Here is a 21383-nt window from a genome sequence, read left to right on the forward strand (position 1 = left end):
TCCTCAAACGAGACGACAAGCGAGAGAGATCCGCTTTCGTGCAAGCTCCTCGCCGCGTCGATCACCAGCCTTCGGGTGTGCTCGTTCGATACTTCGCTGGGAACATCAATGCCTTCGGCGCCAGCCCAACGGCGGCGTTCAGTGCCTTGAAGACGCTGATCGAGAAGCTGCGCGATCGTTGCGCACCGCGCCTGATCCTTGTCGAGACGCCATCGGCCTCGCGCCTCATCACGCCCACCAGCAGCGTCTACACGACCGCACAGACCCTGCTGCGCCGCATGTGGACCGAGCTGCCGCGCCTCTACCCGTTCGTCCGTGTGGTCCCGTGCAGCGAGGCGATGATCCAGAACTACTCGGCCTTCGATGCCGCGCCGGGCGACGACGTGAGCAACGGCTGGCCCGAGCTGGCAGCCCTGGCCGACGATGGCGTGCATGCGGCCTATCCCTGGTCCGCGGTTCGTGGCGAAGTCCTCGCCGACACTCTGCTGCGGCACATGGCGCCGCACATCTCGCCCGAGATGGGGGTGCTGCCGGACACCAACCTGGTCAACACCGCGCTCGATCCCGACGGCGGCAAGAACCGCAACTACGCCCAGGGCCTGTGGGGCAACGTGGCAGCCTCTCAGGTGACCATCAGCAGCACCGGGTGCAGCGGCGTCGCGCCAGCCGGCTCGGCCATCAGCTTCACGGCCGGCCGCGGCACATCTACCGCAGTGAGTGCGCTGTCGACCAACCCGCGCGGCGGGTCGCGCTGGACGATCACCATCGACGGCAAGGGAAGCGCGGCCGGGTACACCCTGCAGATGGACCGGTCCCCCAGCTGGCTGCTGAGCATGCTGAACGACTCGGCCGTTCAAGGCAGCTACCTCGACTGGTTCGCCCCCCTCTCGGTGCAATGTGGCGACCTGAAGCTCGTCTTCGTCGAGGTCAAGCTGGTGGCGACCGCCGGCGGCGTTGAGTACACGCTGGCCGCGCCGCTCGCGAACCAGGGGCAGTTCCACCAGGCCGGCATCCTGCGCGGCATGGACGCTGGCTTCGCCGGCGTGCTGCGCGCCCCGCGCTTCAAGGTGCCGGCGGCCACCTTCACCGCCGCATCCATCCGCGTCACCGTGAAGGAGGTGAACGGCAGCGTCGCCTCCGGCCGCACCGTCATCACCTGGGAAGCCGGAGAGCGCTTCCAACTGGTCAGCTGATCATGCGCAAGCAGCTCTACGAGTACGAGAAGAAGGGCCTGGTCACCTACTGGCGCGACGCCGCGCGCAGCGGAATCATGTTCGCCCAGGCCCATGGCGGCCGCGCGGCCGGCTTCGACATCTGCGTCGAGCCCGCCTACGGGCAGTGGACCGACCTCAACGCCTACGACTACCTCAAGGCCATCCCAGGCGCCGAGGCCTTCGCCTGGGACATCGGCGAACGTGGCATCTGGCTCGTGGCGGACGGCACCTACTGGCGGCCGCGCAACGGTCGGCAGATCATCGTTCAGCGCTTCGGCACGCTGGCCGCGCCTCTCGCATCGCTCACCGGTGTGGCGTCGGGCGTGTTCGCGCTGCCCAAGGCGCCGGAGTTCCCAGCCGACCTCATCGCCCCGAACTCGCGCGTCGTTGCACAGGCAGATGTTGCCCGCACGGGCGCCAACGGCACGGCCACCTTGGCCATTCGCCTTGGCACGGCGGGCACCACGGCCGACTCATCCATCTACCAAGCGTCCATGGCCGCCACCGACGCCCTGCTGGCGCAGATCCACCAGTCGGCCCGGTTCGGCGCGTCGACCACGACGTTCTACACCTTGATCAACACCGGCCAGAACGCCCAAGCCACCAACGGCGCCGACCGCACGACCAACGTGAACACGGCCGCCAAGATGACCGGCACCGTCACGATCAGCGGCGCCAACACGCTCGATTCGTTCGCCGTGCTGGGCTACAGCTTCGCCTTGGAGGGTTGAGCATGCATGAAGTACTGCGCACCCCCTTGATGCTGCTGGCCGCCATGGCCTGCGCCGCGGCGATCGCGTGGCTTGGCGCCAGTGGCCGCGCCAACCAGGCCTGCGAGGCGCGCCAAGCCCGCATCGAGGCCAATGCGGCCGCAGGCCTGGCAGCCCAGTTCGAGCGCCATCGCAACGCTGAGAGGGCTCTGCGCGACCGCATCAACGCCGACAGCACCCGCCATCAACAGGAGATCGCCGACCTTGAACGCTCGAAGCACGACCTGGCTGCTCGCCTGCGCACTGGCGCTGTGCGCGTGTCAGTCCCCGCCACCGCTTGCCTGCCCGCCGCCGGTGGAGGCACCAGCGCTGCAGATCAAACCGCGCGAGCCGAACTTGCGCCAGAGACTGCACTCGCTCTGGACGGAATCGCCGCCGACGGCGACACCGCCATCATCGAACTCAACCACTGCATTGCCGCCTACGACGCCGCCCGTGCCGCCGTAGGGGAAACGCGATAGTCCAACGCGCCCATGCTCAAGCCGCAAAGCCTGTTCGATCACCTCAGTGCTGCCGTGCCGGCCTTTCGGACGTCGCCGGATCAACTCAGCATGCTGGTGCGGTCTGGCCGCATCGTGGCCGCTGGCGGCCCCTCGCTGAGCTTCGAGTACCGCTACACCGTGCAGCTCGTTGCACTCGATTTCGCCGGCCACCCCGACGCGATCATGGTCCCGCTGCTGGCTTGGCTGCGCGCGAACCAGCCCGAGGTCGCCGACAACCCCGAGCTGCGCGACAAGAGCGTGCGCTTCGAGGCCGAGTACCTCAACCGCCAAGCCGTCGACCTGTCCATCGAGGTGGATCTGACCGAGCGGGTCATCGTTGGCAGGCGACCGGCTGGCGCCGAACCGGATCCCGTCACGACCTTCGAGCGGTGGGATGTTCGGCACGTCGGCGAGCCTGCTCGTCTCGGCGTGGTTGACCAGGCCGAACACTGGGAGATCTACGAGCGCGACGAGCTCATCGCCACCTGGGATATTGTCCCGGTGCGCGCGTAGGCCACATCGTGGACACCACCCCTCCTCGAGACCTGGCTGGAGCCGCTGCTGGCTCAGCTTGAGCCTCGCCAGGTCCGCCAGCTGGCTCGCCGCCTGGCCACCGGTCTCAGGCGCCGCCAGTCCGAGCGCATCGCCGCTCAACGCAAACCCGATGGGAGCGCGTACAAGCCCCGAGCTCCGCAGCGCGTGCGGCACGCCGCGGCCACGCCGGGCCACCACCGTCGAGAGCGCAAACGGGTGCAGTCCATGTTCGCCAAGCTGCGCACCACGAAGCACCTGAAGGCGCGCGCCAGCGGGGACGCGGCCACGATCGAGATCGCCGGGCGCAGCGCGCGCATCGCCTCGGTGCACCAGTACGGCCTGCTCGACCAGCCCCAGCCTGGTGGGCCGGAGATCCGCTACCCGACGCGTCAACTGCTCGGACTCTCCGCCGGCGATCTCGAGTGGCTGCAGGACCAGGTGTTGCAGAGTCTCCGAACCGTCCAGTAGCATTCTCTGCCTGCCCTGGCCGGCCGAGGAGGTAATGATGCAGGCGCTCTCCGCGGTGGCAGCGTGACGTTGCCCCTTCAGAGCAGGTTCGTTTGCGGCGAAGCATCCACCTATGGCAACAACATCACTTGTTCGGGATCCTCGCATCCAGGGCGTGACGTCTAATTTACGTTGGGCGTCATCACTTTTCTCGATGCCACGCCATTGCCGCTGATGTACGTTGCAAAGTACGTTGCTCATCACTCAAATATCACAGGCTCACAGGGACGGACTATGAGCACATTGTCGAAATGTCTTTTCTTGCTCCTGGTCTCGCTGACATTGTCAGGATGCGAAACGGTGCTGTACAAGAAGATCATTTCCTACGACGACACCCGAACATGGCAAGGGCAGTATCAGATGCCTTCCGATGAATTGCTTCAGCGAGCCATGACTGCACTGCAGGCCCCCCCTTTCTCCGCCGTAGTCTCGCGATCCGCGAGCAACAAACTATCTGCGGCCACAGTCTTTCCGGGACGTTACGAAGGCATCTGGCCTTTCGGCTCTAGATGGGACAGCATCTTGTACATCGTTATTGAGACAGCACCAGTCCCCAACAGCACTAAGACGGAAGTCACGCTCAAGGTCGTTCATCAAGAAAGACGGAACATCTACTGGGGATGGCAGCGAGTTGAGGAATTTGGCGCCGCGGAACCACAGTTCGAGAAGGTTGCCCGCGCAGTCCAGGCAACGATTGAAACGAAGTGAGGAACACATGAACACAGAAAAGGTCACTTCTGTTCTTAGTTTGATGGTGGTCGGGTCCTTCTTGGCTACGAGCTCACTGGTCGTCCTCGTCCCCATCCTCCGGGGCATTCCACCTAGTGAGTACACGGAGCATCTAAAGACCTATTGGTCTCTCTATTCCGGCATCGTAGGGTTGATCATCGGCTATTACTTTGGCAAGAAGCAACCCTGAAGTTCGCACACCGCCCCTACAGCGGCGGAATGACGCTCAACCCTTCCACAGAGGGGACGTCTTACAGCCGGCTTCGCCGTCTGCAAGACGCCCCACATGTAAAGCGTTAGGCACCCAAGAAAGTCGGTTCCTTGCTCGTCATCGGAGTCGTCAAGTTCTTTCAGTTCTTCGATCCAGCACCTCCCACACGCGATCCTCAAGGTGTCGTGTTGCTCGTCACAGCATGGGTAGCCACCATTGCTATGTGCTTCGTCGCCGTCTTGCTCTTGTGCTGGCTCTTCAATCTGCTAGCTCGCTTCACCGGCGGCATTCGCTATCGCAGTTCAAGAGCTCAGTAGCATGAGCCTGCTCTCCGAGCTTCGTAGCTGCGGCGTACCCAAGGCCAATGTTCGCCGGTGCACCGCACCACGCGTGCCCACTCAGGCGGTGAGCTCTAACCCCTCCGTCAAGGGGACTGGCCTGCGGCCAGCCCCTTACGTCGAACGTTAGGCCTCATACTGCAGGCTCGTGAAGTCGATGATCGGTTCTTGTCTCGAAGGGAAATCATGGACTGGACCAAAGTGCTTCCTGCTGTGGTCGGCACTCTCGCATTCGCGCTGAGCCTGTACAACCTATATCGCGCCGTGGCAACGGAAGGAGACGTTCGATCTCTCGCGTATGCCCAAAGAAAGCAAGAGGTGCTGGCCGCCATCCTCAATGGCGAGGCTGCCTGGCTACGCGTTAAGGTTCAAGCGCAGGATCTTCGTGATGACGCGGAAGATTCAAAAGCCACAGAGGCGCAGATTGCAGTCAAGCAGGCAAACTTTCTTGTCGAGCAGTGCAATGTCGCGCTGAAGCTGCTTGAAGAATCGCGCGAAGCTCTGGCTACCGCAGGCTCGAAAGGAAAGAGCTCCGCAGATCTCCTCGCATTTATAGAGGAGCATGCGGCAGCTGTAGCCGAGTACACCAACACAGGCAAAATCGAGGCCGAGGCAGCTGCGGTACTTCAGCCTTCGCGGAGGCTCATGAAGCTGATTCTCGCTGCAAAGTCTGCATCGAAGTCCACATGAGGCCTAACCCATCAGTCAAGGGGACAAATTGCGGCGGGCCGCAATTTGTCACTTACCTCGAACGTTAGGCACCAGATGGCAAAGCTACGAGATGATGCGATCACCGCCTCGGATGTGGCCGACTACTTGGCGACGCGCGATGACTTTGCGTTGGAGTTATTTGTCTATAGCCAAGCCAGGGCCCTCGGTCTCCAGGCAACGCACGGCGGCGCATACGAAGATCCGGTGAGCAAGAAGACTCGTCAATACGACGTGCGTGCGTCGCTTCTCAAGAGCAATCGCAGAATCGATCTCGCGATCGAGTGCAAGAGCCTTCGCCCATCCTATCCGCTACTGCTCTCTCGCATCGGTCGCGTCGAAGCGGAGAGTTTTCATCAGTTCATCTACTCGCGCAAGCCGAGGACAAGCAACTTTGCAATGGGCCCTCTGGTACCAGCAGATGTGGCGACGGTCCGCGGAATCGAATCACTCTATCCTCCGGGCGAGTACGTAGGCAAGTCGACCGCCCAAATTGGCAAAAACGACAGGGGTGACTTTGTGTCTGCCGATGCCGAGGTCTACGAGAAGTGGACGCAGGCACTCGCGTCCGCAAGCGACTTAGTAATCAACGCAGTGCGTCACTACAAGACTTCTGAGCAGGGCGTTTGCATCACGTTTGTGCAACCAGTCCTTGTCGTTTCTGACGACACCCTGTGGGTTGCCGACTATTCAGACGAGGGAGTTCTCCAATCCGATCCTCGGCAGATTGATCAAGCACTTCTGTATGTTGGTCAAGAGTATTGGAAGCCGATGAGTGTTGCTTACACTGCGTCGCACTTGCACATATGCACAAAATCCGCAGCACGCTCATTGCTTGAGCGCGTAGCGAGTGACGAAGCTTTCTGGAACCGAGTCTTTCCTCACGAGGCCATCACCCGTGTGATCAAGGGTACCTAACCCCTCAGTCAACCGGCACCAAGGTAGGTAGCAAATGTCCGGGATAGGTACATGAATCACAAAGACCGAATTCACTTCCTGCTGCACGAATGTGCGAACGAGGTCCTCGCCTTCGTCCGCGAGCGCGAGTCGCTGCATGCCGGTCGCTGGGTTCCCGCGGTTGAGGTCAAAGAGTCGCTGCAGCTCAACTTTGTGCCCTACCCAAAGTCGTCTGAGCAACATGGCGAAAAAGGTTGGCTGTTTGCCATCCTCGCGCGAATGCTGGAGGATAGAGGCGCGCTCGAGTACAAACGCGACGGAAGCCGCTCGTTCTGTCGCAGCACGAGGCCCTAGGTTTCGCCGTGCACTCTTGCCAATTCCCAGTACGTCAGCCAAGTTCCATTCGCAAGCGCACAATGGTTCCCGGACACATCTACGTTCTTCAGAACAGAGCATATGGCCCCTATGTGGTGAAGATCGGGCTCTCTAAAAGATCTCCTGATGTGCGGGCTCGAGAGATTTACTCGGGAGCGACCGGAGTCCCAATGCCGTTCGACATCGCGGTTGCCTACACAGTTGGAGACTGCAAACTGGCGGAGAAGCTTGTCCACAAGCGCCTTCGCGCATACCGGTTGAACGGCCGGCGCGAGTTCTTTCGACTGTCGCCCGCGGTTGCGGGAGCAATCGCCCGCGAAACGTGCGCAAGTATTAACGCGGAGCTGGGCCTATTGCCTCCCGAACAGCTCAACTTCCCCCCAGCGGGCGGCCCGACCAGTCTGCCAGGGACAGTTGTCGACGCAGAAGCGGACGCGTCCGACGGACAACCCATCCACTGGCTGTCACTGAGTCTTCTGCGCGAGAGCCCAGTTGGCGCAAGTACCCCGACGGAGGAGCAGATCGATCGCGCACGGATCCTTCACATGAACCTGAAGAAGGTGACAGGAATTGAAGACAAGGCGTGGCTGGAGAGCTTCACCCGAGACGAAGAGCCCGAACGCGAACTGAAGATTTGGGAGCACATTGCAATGGCGTTCTTGACCGTCGACGGGATTGACATTGCACCAGATGGTCTCAAAAAGGAGGCCTACCAACTGTTGCTTGCACGATCGTTGTCGCCCACGGACAAGGTCCTTTCCTCGGCCACTCTGAAGCATTTGTCTCCCGCCACCGCAAGGAGCCTACTCGAACGATACCAACTTCGCCCGAGGCCCCTTGTCATTCGGCGCCCTGCGAATGCGGCCTAACCCACGAGGCCAACGCGTTCATTGAACCAAGTATCGAGACGCCGAGACTTCAACACGGAGGTAGTCATGTGAAGGAAATGCATCACTTCGACTACACGGCTGATGGTCTCCAACGAACAACCTGGTTCCTGTACGCGAGACAACTGCCCGAGCGAAAGGGCACCTACGAGATCTGTGCGTGGAAAGGTGCAGACATTACGCGGTGTCACTGGGATGGAGCAAAGTGGTGGGCCGCAGACCGCTTGGCGCATCAACTTACTGTTGGTTTCTGGCGTGGCATTACTCGAGAAGCCTATGTCAGCGCACGTGCGCAGCGCAAACGAGACACTGCATCCGAGGCATAACCCTTCATAAAGGGATCAGCCATGAGCGGGCTCATCCGCTTGCGGCCCCCTTATGTCGAAGGTTGGCCGTCGTGCCACTGCATTGCTCATGATCGACGGAAACTAGGAGGTCTGCACACCGCCTACCGACCGGCACGAACGTGCCTCGCGCGAGGCACGCCGGCACCATGCCGGCATGCATGGCGCCACCGTCACTGAACTAATCCGTCGCCCTCGAGCAGCTGCTGCGCTACGGCACCCTCGCCGAGGTAGACCTAGGCGCGGCGCGCTGTCGCGTGAAGTCCGGCGAGCTGCTCAGTAACTGGGTGCCCTGGTTCGCCCAGCGCGCCGGCGAGACGTTGCAATGGAGCCCGCCCACCATCGGCGAGCAATGCCTGCTGCTGAGCCCCGGTGGCGACACTGCTGCAGCGGTCGCCATCGTCGGCCTCTACAGCACCAGCGCCGCGGCGCCGAGCAGCAGTGCCTCGGTGCATACCACCCACTACCCCGACGGCGCGGTGCTGACCTACGACCACGCCAGCCACGCCCTCAGCGCCGTGCTGCCGTCCGGTAGCAGCTTCACGGTCACAGCCACCAGCGGCACGATCAACGTCGAACAGCTCACCGTCAACGCCGACGCCACCACCTGGAACGGCCCGATCCAGCTCAACGGCCACATGGACGCCACCGGCGACGTCACCGCCGGCGGCATCAGCCTCATCGGCCACAAGCACCCCGGCATCGACCGGGGCAATTCGCTGACGGATCCGCCGCAATGAGCACCGCCATCGGCATGAGCGCGACCTCCGGCGCCGCGCTGTCGGACATGGCCCACCTGCGCCAGGCCATCGCCACCATCCTCTTCACCCCGGTCGGCTCGCGCGTCATGCGCCGCAGCTTCGGCAGCCTGCTGCCCGAGCTGATCGACCAGCCCGACAACCCCACCACCCGCGTGCGCCTGTTCGCGGCCGTTGCCGGCGCACTGATGCGGTGGGAGCCGCGGCTTCGCATCAGCCGCGTACAGCTCGCCAGTGGCGCCACCCCGGGCACGGCCGAGCTGGTGCTGGAGGGCACCTATGTGCCGCCGGATGGCCCTCAGCAGTTGCTCGCGCTGCGCCTTCCGATCCACCTGCAGGCCTCCGCATGATCGACCTGTCCCTGCTGGCCCCGCCAGCCATCATCGACGCACTCGGCTACGAGACTATCCTGGCCGAGCTGAAGGCCGATGCCATCGCCCGGCTGCCCGGCCTGGCTGAGCTGCTCGAGCTCGAATCCGAACCGGTCACCGCCCTGCTGCAGGTGGTCGCCTACCGCGAGCTGCTGCTGCGCCAGCGCATCAACGAGGCGTCCAAGGCGGTCATGCTGGCCTACGCGGCCGGGACCGACCTCGACCAGATCGGCGGCAACTACGGCATCCCGCGCCTGGTGCTCACCCCGGGCGATCCGGACGCCATCCCGCCGGTGGACGACGTGATGGAGGCCGACACGGACTTCCGCATCCGCATCCTGCTGTCGCTCGAGCGCTTCAGCACCGCCGGCAGCGCGGCCAGCTACGAGTACCACGCGCGCACCGCCTCGGCCGAGGTCCAGGACGCCGCCGCCTCCAGCCCGGCGCCAGGCTATGTCACCGTCTACGTGCTCGCCTATGCGGGCATCGGCACCGCACCGCCCGAGCTGCTGGCCACTGTCGCCGGGACCTGACGCTGCGCCAGCGCATCACCGACACCCCCTGGGCCGACTTCGTCAGCCGTATCACCGCCTGAGGCGGTGGCCACTGACCTCGCATGACGCCGGCCCAGCCGCGCGCCCTTCCCGGAGCCCCCATGTCCCTGCCCAAGAAGCTCAAGAACTTCGTCCTCTTCAACGACGGCAATGCCTACCTGGACGAAGTGCCCGAGGCCCCCCTGCCCAAGCTCGTCACCAAGATGGAGGATTACCGCGCCGGCGGCATGCCCAGCACCGTCAAGATCGACCAGGGCCTCGAGGCCCTCACCATCGAGTGGACGGCCGCCGGCTACCTGGCCGATGCCATCAGCCAGTTCGGCGTCGCCAAGATCGACGGCGTCATGCTGCGCCTGACCCAGGCCCTGCAGGCCGACGACACCGAGGCCATCATCCCGGCCGAGATCGTCATGCGCGGCAACCTGACCGACCTGCTGCAGATGGACGTGGGCGCCTTGCAAACCGTGCTACCCCGCATCACGACGCCCCCGCTCACCAAGGTCGATGTGGCCGGCATGGACCCGGCCGACCTGCTGCAGCTCGGCACGGAGGTGGCCGGTTTCTTGTTGCCGAAGGCCGTGAGGCCGGAAGCATCCCCCCTGCAGGCGCAGAAGGCGTTCAGCTTCCTGGCCGGCGAGCACGGGTTTCTGAACTCGCGCAGCGGAAAGGCCTGGGAGGCCGACGCCCAGCTGCACCGACGCCCAGCTGCGCAAGACGATGTGGCAACCACTGTGGTTGCGCGCCGGCGTCAGTTACCGGAACCCTTCTAGCTGCGCCACACCTTCGCCAGCGCCCTTCTCACGGGCGACGGTACCCGCCCGGGTGCCAACCCCTGGTACGTGGCCCAGCAGCTCGGCCACGTCGAGGTCACTGTGGTCTTCCAGACCTACGGGAAGTTCATCAGCACGGACCATCAGCGGCCACGCCTGCAACTCGTCCAGGCCGCTTGACGCGCCGTGAAACGGCAAGCCGAAAAGGCCTAACCGGTGCGTTTCACACGCGCTCCTACCTATGGTCTTTCATAGGTGGGAGCGGTTTGAAATGGCGGCCGGGGTCACTTGAGCGCCCCAATGGAGACCTCCGCAGATGACCGAGAGTTGCTGCGAAAGTTAGTGCTGCAAAAGTGAGAAACCGCGGCGCATGGCCACTGACTGTCCCTGTGAGGTCATGACTCTCCGAGCGCCACCAAGCCGGCAATGGTCGCGCGCGGATCGATCGTCCACCGTTCCCAAGCACAGACCAACTGTCCCGCCGCGTGGAGCGTTCGCTCGAAATCCAGCTGCCGACGTGCCTGGCGCGCCGGTTGATGCCAGCCTTACGCGGGTATCAGAATCCTGCACGAATTGTTTGACTCAAGCGGCATCCGGAACGGCATCAGCGTTAAGCAGCGCCTGGCGATAGTGGAGCTGGTCGAAGTAGTAGTGCATGTGCCAAGTGGGCGAGCCCGCAGGCAGGATCTGCCGGTCGAAATGCGGCGAGTCGATGGACTCGAAGTCACCACCATAGCGGCAGGCGAGCGCCGCTTTCGCATGCGCCCGAAACTCCGCGAAGGGCGTGCCATCGGCCGCTTGCTGCATGTACCGGGCGTCCATCGGGTTCGTGCCCGCCAACAGCGTTGCGGAGTCGCCGAGCTGAAGATCCACGCCGCGGCCGATCTTGTGCGAAGAAAAGCTGGTCGGCCGCACGATCGCAGGGCTGTCGTCACCGCATTCGACACGGAACAATTGGTTCACGAAGATGTGGAGGCCGAGACGCTGCGCCGCGGCGTCCATGGCGTGCATGACCTCGGCAAACTCGCGTTCGCACAAGCCGATGCCGGCATGGCCACCCAGAAGCGCCGTGAACCCGGCGTTGGGCCAGGTGTGCCGCAGCCGGTCGATGCGAAGGCGCACCAACAGGCCTGTTGGCGCCCAGCCATGTTCTGAGAACGCCTGCATCACACGCCCTGTCCGTTCACCGACCACGCCGTCGACCTGCAACGGCATCAACGGCCTGTCTACAAACGCGCCAGATGCCGACAACGCGCCCGGCACATGGCCCGCGCACCACTGGAAGCGGCGCACGGCCAACTCGGTATGGGCGTCGAACAGCCCTCGGGTGACCGGCTCGTTCGGCTGAAGCAGCTGCATGTCCCGCAGCTTCGCCTGCAGCCCGGAGACCTGGCCCATCGAGCCCGAAACATCTCGGCGACCCCGCCGAAGTTCCTCGGCTCCCAGAAACCAATCCGGCATGTTTTGGCCCCCAGGACAGTTGCGACGACTCTTGCAGTAGAGCGCAGCAAGCGGGGTGGCGTCCAGGCGGTCCATCCACACGCCGTAGGAGGCGCCCCGCACCGGGGTTGTTAGGAATTATTAGTTGAACTTGGGGGACTTTCCGCGGGCCGCAGATCACAGTGCCTCCCGTCGCCCGTGCATCGAATCAACAGCTCCGCGCCGCGATGTTCACCATTCGGAGGATCAAATGGAAAGTTGCCTAAAGATCGAAACTTCGCCCGAACGTCCTACCATCGCCGCGATGGGCGCATCGCCAGGCGAGATGAGTGAACTGCCGAGCGAGCTCTTCGACGAAATCGACCTGGCCGTGATCGTCTGCCAAGCCAGTGGCCTGATGCGCTTCGCCAACCGAGCGGCCCGATGCGAGCTGGCGTCGGCCAGGCTCATCATCCAAGCGAATGGCTTCCTGCGCCAAGTCGACGGCGCTATCGGGGCGCTGGCTGAGGCCCTGCAAACGGCCGCGCAGCGATCACGCCGCAGCCTGGTGGCCATTGCCCGCGGCAACGATCGCTTGCTGGTCGCCACCAGCCCGCTGGGCGCGCCGCGCTCGGACGGCCATCGCGTCCTGGTCATGCTGGGCCGCAGGCAGCCCTGCTCTGAACTCGGGCTGCAGATGCTAGCGGCCAGCCATGGCCTGACGCTGGCCGAGAGCCGCGTACTGGCGGCGCTGACTCACGAGTTGTCGCCGCGCGAGATCGCCGAGCAACACGCGGTCGCGCTGAGCACGGTGCGGACGCAGATCCAGTCCATTCGAAGCAAGCTCGGCGCTCGCAGCATCGAAGGCTTGCTGCTGCGCGCGGCGGAACTCCCGCCTGTCGGCACGGCGCTTCGCCTCGCCATGTCGGGCGCGGAGTATCTGCGGGCCGCCTAGGCCAGTTGTCCATGGCCACATCGTCCGGCTTGAGGATGGAATGGCCATGGGCGCTTGCTAGAGTCGCTCGCGGCCCAATGGCGGGTCGTCATGAAAGGAGGCCAAGGTGGCGGCGGACAAACTGGATGCATTGCTGAGTCTCACTTCGTACCCCAGCATGCCCTACCCGGCGGCGTTGTCGGTGGAAAACGGCGTGCTCATGGTGAGCGCCGTGGTTGAAAACCAGCTTCGCAAGAACAGCGTCAAGAAATCGATCGAGCAAGGGTTCCAGGTGCACATCATGCTGGGGCGGACGCCCACGGCCACGGAGACGCCCGAGGCCGAAAAGGTCAAGTTGCATCGCCTCGGGCAGCTTCTTCAGGATCTCAACGACGACACCAAGTTTGCCTGCGACGCAACCTGCATCGGCCAGCCTTGAAGCCGGGCACCAGCCTGCGTTCCCGGCCCGCTGCCCAGACCGTGGCCGCTGGCCGGCCCTTCATGGGCAGCTTCGGTATCGAGCACCTCACCGAGATCACTTCGCTCGATCGACTGGGCTTGCCGGTGTTCGTCAGCGCGCGCCCGCGCGGGCTGACGGCGCGCATTCACGCGGGCAAGGGCATGACCGCCGAGGACGCGCATGCCAGCGCGCTGATGGAAGCCATCGAGTGCGCCGTGGCCGAGCGGGTGAGCGCCGGGTATGCCTATGACTGCCTGCGCTTGGGTGAGCTGGCGGCCCGCCTTCCGGATAGGCTCGCGCTCACCGATTTCTCGCCCCACCTTGGCACCGACCTGCAGCCGGATCGCGCGACGATGGCGGTGCCTTGCACTGACCTGCTGAGCGGCTCCGAGACTTTGCTGCCGGCCGAATTGGTGATGGTGCCGCCGCCGGAAGAAGCGGCTCCCCCGCTGTTCGGGTGGTCCTCGAACGGCCTGGCGTCGGGCAATACCGTGCAGGAGGCCACCCTGCACGGGCTGCTGGAAGTACTGGAGCGCGACACCATCACTTTCGGCCTGGCGCGCAGCGCGGCGGTCCGCGTCGACCCGGCGACACTGCCTGAATGCGTGGCGACATCGGCCGCGCGGTGGAAGAGCCTGGGAGTCCAGCTTTTCGTGCGCTGCCTGCCGGGTGATTTCGGCTTGCCCTGTTTCGAGGCCACGCTCCATGAGCCGGATGGCTTGCAGGCGGAGCTGGCGCGCGGCTGGGGCATTCACTTCGATCGGCAGGTCGCCCTCGCCCGCGCGGTGTGCGAGGCGGCGCAGTCGCGCCTGTGTGCGCTTCACAGCGCACAGCCAGGCATGGCGCCGTTGTATCGCGGGCGCCTGCGTGACGCGGAGACCTCAGGCCGATCCCTGCGGAAGTTCCTTCGGGACTTTGCCGGCCAGGCCGCGACCGTGAGTTTCCAGGATGTCCCGCATCAGGAAGTCGACACCGTCGACGATGCGCTCGAATGCCTGCTGAGCCGCCTGCCATCGCGGGGCTTTCCCCATGCCTTCCGCTTCATCATGCGCAGCGAGGCCTTGGCCGCCGCGAATGCGGGGCTGCATGTGGTGAAGGTCGTCGTGCCGGGTTGCGAGAATGTCCTGGGCTCTGACCGGCGCGCCGGGCCGCGTCTGCTGGAGCTCTCGGCCCGCCAGGATTGACTCAACTAGGGAAAGTCTGAACAACTCGCCATCCAGCACGTCGCGATGTCGACTAGCCGTCCGGTGAGCGAAATCGAATGATCAACGCGTCGATTGATCGCATTTGGCGGCTCGCGGGAGCCCTTTGGGTCCGTATTCATCCCGCCGTCACCGTTATCGGACGGACTTGTCCAGCCAGTGCCATCACCTTCCGTCGCGCCATCCACAGGTTCGTCAACGCGAACAGCGTGTGCAACTGCGCGGTGTTCTTGGCCAACCCACGGTAGCGAACCTTCGTGTGCCCGAATTGGCGTTTGACCACCCGGAACGCATGTTCGACTTTGGCTCGGACGCTTGCCTTCAGGTGCTCGATCTGGTCAATGGTTTCTCCGAGCTTGGCATCGTTCTGGAAGGGCTTGCGCGAACTCGGTCGGCGCGCGACGTGCCAGGTCACTGCCGGCTTCGCATCAGGCCGCTTGTGCGCGCCGCGATAGCCAGAGTCCGCGAACGCAACTTCCTCTTCGCCATGCAGCAGGCTGTTGGCCTCGACAACGTCGTTGACGTTGCCCGCCGTGCCGCGCACCGAGTGAACAGACCGGATTCGGCATCGACTCCGGCTGGAGCCGCTGCTCAAGCCCGCGAACTCCAGGTACAGCGGCACGTCATGCGGCGCCTCCTCCATCGCCGGGTCACTCAGGCCGAACCCCTGCTGCATTTAGTGGATGCGCAGCATCGTTTCGATGGGAAACGGCGGCCGGCCCGTCTTGCTCTTCGGCCAGTACGGCTCGATGATCTCGACGAGGACCTTCCACGGCACCACCCGCGCCATCTCTTCGAGGAACTCCCGCTTGCAGGTCTTCTTCGTCGACAGGTTCAGGCCCAGGCTGGCTTGCTTCATGCCATCAATGTTCCTTGCTCTGGCTGTCCGAGGCAACGCGTGTCATGCCGGGGTTTTGCAGACCGTCCCTAGCTCGCCTGGGCGAGCGACAATGCTTCGGGCGTCGACAGGGCGGCGCCGATCTGCATCAGTTCGTTCAGGCTGGGCGTTTCCAGTGCGTCGCGCAGAGCGCTGGCGGTTTCGGCGATCAATGCCGCTTCCGCCGGTTCGGAAAACCAGTCGATGTCCCGCTTTACTTGCGCGCTGCGCCCCGCCATCAGCGCCGCATGCTCGACCCGGCCCACTCGCAGCGCGACCCAGGCGAACAAGTCCAACACCATGTGCGCCGCGCCCGGCAGCGCGCGCAGCAGCACCTGCGCCGCTTCGCGCGCCTCCTCGAAGCGCTCCAGCCGCACCAGCGCCAAGGCCAGGTTGTGGCCTGCCAGTGCTCGCAGGCCGGCCCCGGCATGGGTGGCCACGAGCATGCCGCGCGCGGCCGCCGCCGCCTCCTCGTAGCGTGCGTTCAGCAGCAATTCGTTCGAGATGTGCAGTAGGCAGGCATTGGCCTGGTCATCGAAGCCGGCGCCTTGCGCGACGCGATGCAGGCGCCACAAGTGGTCGATATCGCGGCCGCCTTCGAAGTAGTAGGCCACGATGCTGCATCGCAGTCGGCTTCGCGGCGGGATCTGGCGTTCGTCGATCTGCTTGAGCCGGGCCCACATCGCTTCGGCCCGTTCCTGCATGCCGGGCCTTCCGCGGACCATGCGGATCAGCCGAGTGAGAGCGCAGTAGATGCCAACGTCGTCTCCCAACGCCTCGAAACCCTCGAGCGCGCTCTCGAGCAGGCGCGTTCCCAACTCCCGGCTGTCATGAAGATAGTGCGCCCAGCCGAATTCGAGGCACGCCCGTGCCCGTTGCAGCATGGGGGCTGACTCCAGCACGTCCAGCGGGATCGGAAACCGGACCACTTCGGCATCCGACAAGGCAAACGAATCCATCTGTGCCAGGGCGGCCGTCAAGCGGGCGAGAACGGACGGTTCACGCTGCGCACAAGCCCAGTTCAGCGCGACGCCGACGTTGGAGCGCTCCGGGCCGTATTTCGCCGCCCAATCCCGATCCCGCCAGCGCTCGAGCTCGTAGTTCGCCAGTTCGAACGCATCGGCGACGATCTCGGCATGCCGGCGACGCACGCTGTCCGTCTCGCCGTTGTGGGCCAACTGCAGCCTCGCGAAATCACGCGCGCTTTCCAGCAGGCTCAGCCGGTTCGATGCAATCAACGCGGCGGCCGGCTGGCTCTGGACAAGGGACTTTTCCACGAGCGCGCTCAGCGCTTCTAGCATCTCCCAGCCGTCCAGCGTGAGCGCACCATCTTCGCTGCCGCCGCAGCACAGCTGCTGCGCCATCTGCGCGCTGAATCCGCCGGCAAAGGGCTCCAGGCGGCGGAAGACCTGCTGCTCCAACGTCGACAGCAGGCCGTAGCTCCATTCGTAGGTCTGCAGCAGCGTATCGTGTCGTTCCGGCCCGCCCTGCCCGTGGGACCGCAGGCGCAGGCGCAAGCGCTGGTCGATCTGATCGAAGACAGCCTGCAAGCCCAGCGTCGCCACCGGCGCCGCCGCGATCTCGATGGCCAGGGGCAGGCCGTCCAGGTGCCGGCAGAGCTCGATCGCCAGGTCGACAGTTTCCGGCTGCAGCTTGAAATCCTTGTTGATGGCCGATACGCGCCCCTGCAGGAGCGCCAATGCGCCGCTGCTCGAGGCCGATGTCAGCCCGGCACCGGCACGAGGCACCTCCAGCGGCGCCAGGCGATAGACCGATTCACCTTCCAGTCGAAGCGGCTCCTGCGAGGTGATCAGGAAGTGGATGCCCAAAGCCCGGGAGATCAATGGGCGGATCAGGGTGGCGACCTCGTCGAGCAGGTGCTCGCTGTTGTCCAGCACGACCAAGGCGTCCAGCTGCGACAGGAGCAGGATGAGGTCTTCAGAAAGGGGGCCCGGGGAATCGGCGACGACGCCGAGCGTTCTGGCCAGCATCTGCCCGAGCGGCGCTCCCTTCGACAGTCGGGTCAGGTCGATCCAGTGGGTGCCGTCGCGCCAGGGCCTGCGGTAGGTTTCGAACGCCGCCCGTGCAAGTGAGGTCTTGCCGACACCGCCCGTCCCGACGATGCTCACCAGGCGAGAGCGCTCCATCAAGGTCAGCATCTCGGCCAGGTCTGCATCGCGCCCGATGAGGGCCGAAGACGACGGGCCGGGCTGCTTGCCCTGGCGCGCCGCCGCAAGCCGGTAGCCGAGGCCCGATACATTCAGGATCGCATTCGAACCCAGCGCGGCACGCAACTTGGTGAGTTGAACCGAGAGGTTCTTGTCGCTGACCACGCGATTCGGCCACGCCAGGGCAAACAGGTCATCCTTGCTGACAAGGCGGCCGTCGGCTTCGATCAGCGCCAGAAGCAGTTTGCAGGCAGGTCGGCCGATCTTGACCCGCTGCCCACGGACCAAGAGCTCATGTTCGTCGACCCGGTACTCCCATCCCTGGTATCGATGCACCGTGCCCCGAGGCAATTCCGGCGTCACAAGCCAGGCCTCCCTACAACGACAGCGCAGCGCCCGTGGCGTGAACCCGTATCGCGATTGGTGCGGACGTTCATCTGCTCCCCCCGAGCCTCGGCGTCCGTCATCCCTCACCTGCTCGACGCCTGGCACCGGCGATTCTAGTATTTGCAGGCACGGGTCAACAGCCGGAGAGTGCGTGTCCGGCCAGGTACGGTGCATCCACGATCTCACACCGAAAGGAGACAGCAGAGAACGGAGAAATGCAGCCTCGACAGGGGGGACGAGGCGGCGGCACAGAGCGGTAAGGCAAGGCGAGGGGTGTATCGCTCTGGGCACTCTCGCAGGAGAAGGGTCAGAAAGGCTTCGGACTCAGGGGGCGCCCCCTACGCCCTCAGGCCCCGCAGGAACTCGAGACTCGGAGCAAAGAAGAACTCGCCGCCCTTCATCTTGACGAAGAGCTCGAAGGTGGCCTCTTTGACAGACTGCGGATTCCCGTATTCCGTCCTCCATTTCTGCGGAATCCGCCTGTTCAACGGGTCCGCAGGCGTGTCACGGTCAAGTTGGCCGATGATTGGATCGAGTCCAGTGGACCGCCGGGGAATGAAATCCTGATTGTTCGCCCAGCCGCGCTGCATGAAGGCAAACTGGTTCCGGATACTCGCCTGGTAGCACATGAACAACAAACCGACGTCCTTGGAAGGCAGATCGTCGATCGCTTGAAACGCATTGGGATGGCGATTGCGATCGCCATAGGTGATGCCTCGGCGGGCGATGCGGTGATCTCGTTCAGCCGCCTCCGGAAGACCTAAGGCCTTGATATCGCCTCGAGGATTGGTCTTGCGGATGTGCGCATGGAAGGGGCACTTGTTGCCCTCACCGTCATGCACGTCGTAGCGAAAGTTGTTTTCCTTCGCCGGCACGAAACCGTCCGTCGGTGACAGCACGAGCGGCGTGCCGTCGCGGAAGCGCCCGACCGCCATCGCGCCGGCGCGCTCGCGATCCTCCTCCTTGAGCCCCAGCGTGTCTGCCAAGACCTGCTCGGCGACGGTGAACGCTCGTACGTTCTGTTCGAGCTTGCGAAAAACGAAATAGCTGCCGAAGCGATCTTCGGTTTGCACCATCGGGTCGCGGATCAACACAAGCTTGAGAGGCTCGAACGGATTCCAGACATCGACCTTCCCGTTGCTCTCTGATTCGAGCGTACCGGTGCCAATCGCACCGCCGTCCAGGCTCTTGAAATCGGCGGCAAGAAAAAGCGGCTGGCTTCGGCCGTCGACGTAACCGAAGTGCTCGATGCCTTCGCCGCTGTCGGTGCGCAGCGCATGACCGTGCTCGACGCAGACCACCTCGGCGCGCGGGCCTATTGAATCAATGGCCTTCCGGGCCTCGCGCAAGAGGAAGTCGCGATCGTCGTCCGCCAGCAGCAGCATGGCGTGAATCTGGCCTTCGCGATAGCCAGAACCCCACTCTTCTTGAGGTGGATCACCGAGGTCAGCGACGCCATGCGCGGCCATGCCTTCCAGGAAATTCGAGTCCGTGGGCCGGGGCTGGCCTCCGGCTTCGGCGAATTTCGTGTTCAAGTCGTTCTGCTCGAAGCCGAGAGCAAGGTATCCAAGGCTCGAAAGGCAGAAAGCGCCGAACAGTCCGCCCGGAATCTTGTGATCGCGGAATTGGCGGCGCTCCGCTTCCTGCTTAAGAGCCGACGTTACGTAGTGGCTGGTGAGTTCGCTCACCAGCTGGCGCGCTGTCGTGCTGTCGGCACTGAAATGAAGGAACAGGTGAACGGTGTGGTCCCTGCCGTGACCGGAGAGGATGTTGCCCTGCACGTTGTCCAGCCAATCCCGGTGGGCAGGATCTGCCGTGTCGATTGGCTTGGTGTTGTTCAGGTTCAGTGGCATGCCAGGTTCCCGGTGGTGGTGGGCGACAAGTGTTGGAGCTTTGGTTGCCGCCTGCATCAGCAGGCCTGATGACTGCGGAAAGACGATGAGGGAGAGTCAAAGGCGGGCGGGCGTCACCTCCGTTTGAGAGCGTCGCAGCGGGTCGGCCAGCATGCACTCGTCGGCTGTGTCCTTTGGATTGATGGTGACGATTGGGCTCGTGGGCGCAACAGTAGCCTCCCGACACCCGAACGGAGCGAACCATGGCCACCAAGCGCAGCAACGCACGACCGCCCACCCCGTCACCTCAGGCCAGCCCGCCGCCGCGCCTGGGCATGGTGATGCGATTCACGCCGGAAGCGGCAGGCGTTGCGATACGTCGCTTCGAAGGCGGCGGCTTTCGCGTTGCGTCGACGCGCGATTTCAAGACGGCCACCGCGGTGCCGAGCGATTTCGGCGGCGCGGACGTTCAGTACTTCGAACGCTTCGGGATCGCGATCGTCCGCCGCGATGGCGAGCGCCTGAAGCCCGTGCTGCAGAAGGCGATGGAGGACAAGGTGATCAGCTCGGCGCGGCCCGAGCGGATGTATCGCCCGCTCGGCATGCGCCAGGCGGCGGCCATCGCCGGCCTGAACCTGCCGGTCCCTCGAGTGGGAGACATGGGCGAGCTTGCCGACTACCTGCGCGGATACCGCGAGGGGATTGACCACCTCATCAAGCGCTTGCTCGAAGGGGGTGCGGCCGCGTCCGGCGGCGGGCCGGGCGTCGTACGCTTCGACGACACGAGCATGACGTGGGGCCTGCAAGCGATCAAGCTTCCGCTCGGCAAGTTCACCGGTGCCGGCATCAAGGTGGCCGTGCTGGACACGGGTTTCGACGACACGCACCCCGATTTCGTCGGGCGGATCGTGACCAAGAAGCTGTTCGCCAGCCACAGCTCGCCGAATGACGTTCACGGACATGGCACGCATTGCATAGGCACGGCCTGCGGCTCGGCGCGCCCCTCGAGCGTGCCGCGCTACGGCGTCGCATGCGACGCCGAAATCTTCGCCGGCAAAGTAATTGGCGACGACGGCTTCGGCACTGACCGCTCGATCATTGCCGGCATGGAGTGGGCGCTCGACCAGGGCTGCCACATCATCTCGATGTCGCTCGGCGCCGCGACGAACGTCGGCGACCAGCCCAGCGACGACTACGAGCACATCGGCCAGGTCTGCCTCGACGCCGGCACGCTGGTAGTGGCCGCGGCCGGCAATGAGAGTACTCGCCCTGGCTTGGTCAGCCCGGTGGGATCACCGGCCAACGCGAGCACGTTGATGGCGGTGGCCGCGGTCGATCGCGATCTTCGGCCGGCGGTCTTCTCGTGCGGCGGCGTCAATCCGGGGCAGGAAGTCGACGTCGCGGCGCCCGGTGTTGGCGTCCTGTCTTCCGTGCCGGGCGGAGGGCACGACGCGTGGGACGGCACCAGCATGGCGACGCCGCATGTGGCGGGAGTGGCGGCGCTCATCGCGGAATCCGACCCGAAGTTTCGGGGTTGGACACTGTGGGCGCGCCTGCTGCAGTTGACGCTACTGCTGAATCACCCGGCGCGTGACGTCGGCAAGGGACTGGTGCAGGTTCCGCGGAGCTAGACTAGGGATGTCTCCCTGCGAAGG

20 protein-coding genes and 2 pseudogenes are annotated in these 21383 nt (G+C 64.3%); 18 read left to right on the forward strand and 4 right to left on the reverse strand.

Going from position 1 to position 21383, the window contains the following annotated elements; translation table 11 throughout:
• Positions 1-146: 146 nt before the first annotated feature.
• The 14 genes and pseudogenes from ACS5PM_RS20400 to ACS5PM_RS20465 form a co-directional block, all read left to right on the forward strand.
• Complete coding sequence (locus tag ACS5PM_RS20400) at positions 147-1193, forward strand: hypothetical protein (RefSeq protein ID WP_439389522.1); 1047 nt, start codon at positions 147-149, stop codon at positions 1191-1193.
• Positions 1194-1195: 2 nt separating this feature from the next.
• Positions 1196-1945, forward strand: coding sequence for a hypothetical protein (locus ACS5PM_RS20405; RefSeq protein ID WP_439389523.1), 750 nt, complete (start codon positions 1196-1198; stop codon positions 1943-1945).
• Between the two features lie 26 nt (positions 1946-1971).
• Positions 1972-2445, forward strand: a complete 474-nt coding sequence (locus tag ACS5PM_RS20410; RefSeq protein WP_439389524.1) for a hypothetical protein — start codon at positions 1972-1974, stop codon at positions 2443-2445.
• A gap of 12 nt (positions 2446-2457) precedes the next feature.
• Positions 2458-2979 (forward strand): phage tail protein, encoded by a 522-nt coding sequence (locus tag ACS5PM_RS20415; protein ID WP_439389525.1) that lies wholly within the window; start codon positions 2458-2460, stop codon positions 2977-2979.
• Between the two features lie 36 nt (positions 2980-3015).
• Positions 3016-3468, forward strand: a complete 453-nt coding sequence (locus ACS5PM_RS20420) for a phage virion morphogenesis protein (RefSeq protein WP_439389745.1) — start codon at positions 3016-3018, stop codon at positions 3466-3468.
• A 339-nt stretch (positions 3469-3807) separates the two neighbouring features.
• Complete coding sequence (locus tag ACS5PM_RS20425) at positions 3808-4215, forward strand: hypothetical protein (RefSeq protein ID WP_439389526.1); 408 nt, start codon at positions 3808-3810, stop codon at positions 4213-4215.
• Positions 4216-4971: 756 nt separating this feature from the next.
• On the forward strand, positions 4972-5475 hold the full coding sequence (locus tag ACS5PM_RS20430) for a hypothetical protein (RefSeq protein ID WP_439389527.1): 504 nt from the start codon (positions 4972-4974) through the stop codon (positions 5473-5475).
• Between the two features lie 75 nt (positions 5476-5550).
• A complete protein-coding gene (locus ACS5PM_RS20435) occupies positions 5551-6411 on the forward strand; it encodes a hypothetical protein (RefSeq protein WP_439389528.1) in 861 nt (286 codons plus the stop codon).
• A 51-nt stretch (positions 6412-6462) separates the two neighbouring features.
• Complete coding sequence (locus tag ACS5PM_RS20440; RefSeq protein WP_439389529.1) at positions 6463-6744, forward strand: hypothetical protein; 282 nt, start codon at positions 6463-6465, stop codon at positions 6742-6744.
• 62 nt (positions 6745-6806) lie between these two features.
• Positions 6807-7634: a GIY-YIG nuclease family protein gene (locus ACS5PM_RS20445; RefSeq protein ID WP_439389530.1), complete on the forward strand. Its 828-nt coding sequence runs from the start codon at positions 6807-6809 to the stop codon at positions 7632-7634.
• A gap of 565 nt (positions 7635-8199) precedes the next feature.
• The gene (locus ACS5PM_RS20450) at positions 8200-8736 is read left to right on the forward strand and encodes a phage baseplate assembly protein V (protein ID WP_439389746.1); all 537 of its coding nucleotides are present in this window, start codon (positions 8200-8202) and stop codon (positions 8734-8736) included.
• Positions 8733-9104, forward strand: coding sequence for a GPW/gp25 family protein (locus tag ACS5PM_RS20455; protein ID WP_439389531.1), 372 nt, complete (start codon positions 8733-8735; stop codon positions 9102-9104). Before ACS5PM_RS20450 ends, ACS5PM_RS20455 begins: the two co-directional genes overlap by 4 nt.
• Positions 9101-9658, forward strand: coding sequence for a baseplate assembly protein (locus tag ACS5PM_RS20460; protein WP_439389532.1), 558 nt, complete (start codon positions 9101-9103; stop codon positions 9656-9658). The genes ACS5PM_RS20455 and ACS5PM_RS20460 overlap by 4 nt, the downstream gene beginning before the upstream one ends.
• 122 nt (positions 9659-9780) lie before the next feature.
• A pseudogene (locus ACS5PM_RS20465) lies at positions 9781-10275 on the forward strand (phage major tail tube protein); the annotation flags it as partial.
• Positions 10276-11031: 756 nt separating this feature from the next.
• Here ACS5PM_RS20465 and ACS5PM_RS20470 read toward each other — a convergent pair.
• Entirely contained in the window at positions 11032-11985 is a 954-nt protein-coding gene (locus ACS5PM_RS20470) for a peptidoglycan-binding domain-containing protein (protein ID WP_439389534.1), read from the reverse strand.
• Between the two features lie 229 nt (positions 11986-12214).
• Here ACS5PM_RS20470 and ACS5PM_RS20475 point away from each other — a divergent pair, with 229 nt between their 5' ends.
• From ACS5PM_RS20475 to ACS5PM_RS20485, 3 genes are all read left to right on the forward strand, one after another.
• Positions 12215-12823, forward strand: a complete 609-nt coding sequence (locus tag ACS5PM_RS20475; protein WP_439389535.1) for a helix-turn-helix transcriptional regulator — start codon at positions 12215-12217, stop codon at positions 12821-12823.
• A 106-nt stretch (positions 12824-12929) separates the two neighbouring features.
• Positions 12930-13241 carry a hypothetical protein gene (locus ACS5PM_RS20480; protein ID WP_439389536.1) on the forward strand — a complete coding sequence of 104 codons (312 nt, stop codon included), beginning with the start codon at positions 12930-12932 and terminating at the stop codon, positions 13239-13241.
• Positions 13238-14446 carry a YcaO-like family protein gene (locus tag ACS5PM_RS20485; RefSeq protein ID WP_439389537.1) on the forward strand — a complete coding sequence of 403 codons (1209 nt, stop codon included), beginning with the start codon at positions 13238-13240 and terminating at the stop codon, positions 14444-14446. The genes ACS5PM_RS20480 and ACS5PM_RS20485 overlap by 4 nt, the downstream gene beginning before the upstream one ends.
• A gap of 136 nt (positions 14447-14582) precedes the next feature.
• On the opposite strand, the pseudogene ACS5PM_RS20490 reads toward ACS5PM_RS20485, so the two are convergent.
• From ACS5PM_RS20490 to ACS5PM_RS20500, 3 genes and pseudogenes are all read right to left on the reverse strand, one after another.
• Positions 14583-15323: pseudogene (locus ACS5PM_RS20490) on the reverse strand (transposase).
• A 68-nt stretch (positions 15324-15391) separates the two neighbouring features.
• Positions 15392-17872, reverse strand: a complete 2481-nt coding sequence (locus ACS5PM_RS20495) for an ATP-binding protein (protein WP_439389538.1) — start codon at positions 17870-17872, stop codon at positions 15392-15394.
• A gap of 362 nt (positions 17873-18234) precedes the next feature.
• Positions 18235-19749 (reverse strand): Dyp-type peroxidase, encoded by a 1515-nt coding sequence (locus ACS5PM_RS20500; RefSeq protein ID WP_439389539.1) that lies wholly within the window; start codon positions 19747-19749, stop codon positions 18235-18237.
• Between the two features lie 242 nt (positions 19750-19991).
• On the opposite strand from ACS5PM_RS20500, the gene ACS5PM_RS20505 reads away from it, so the two are divergent.
• Positions 19992-21359: a S8 family peptidase gene (locus ACS5PM_RS20505; protein WP_439389540.1), complete on the forward strand. Its 1368-nt coding sequence runs from the start codon at positions 19992-19994 to the stop codon at positions 21357-21359.
• The last annotated feature ends 24 nt before the right edge of the window (positions 21360-21383 follow it).

Source organism: Ideonella flava, assembly GCF_051857595.1.
GTDB lineage: Bacteria > Pseudomonadota > Gammaproteobacteria > Burkholderiales > Burkholderiaceae_C > Ideonella.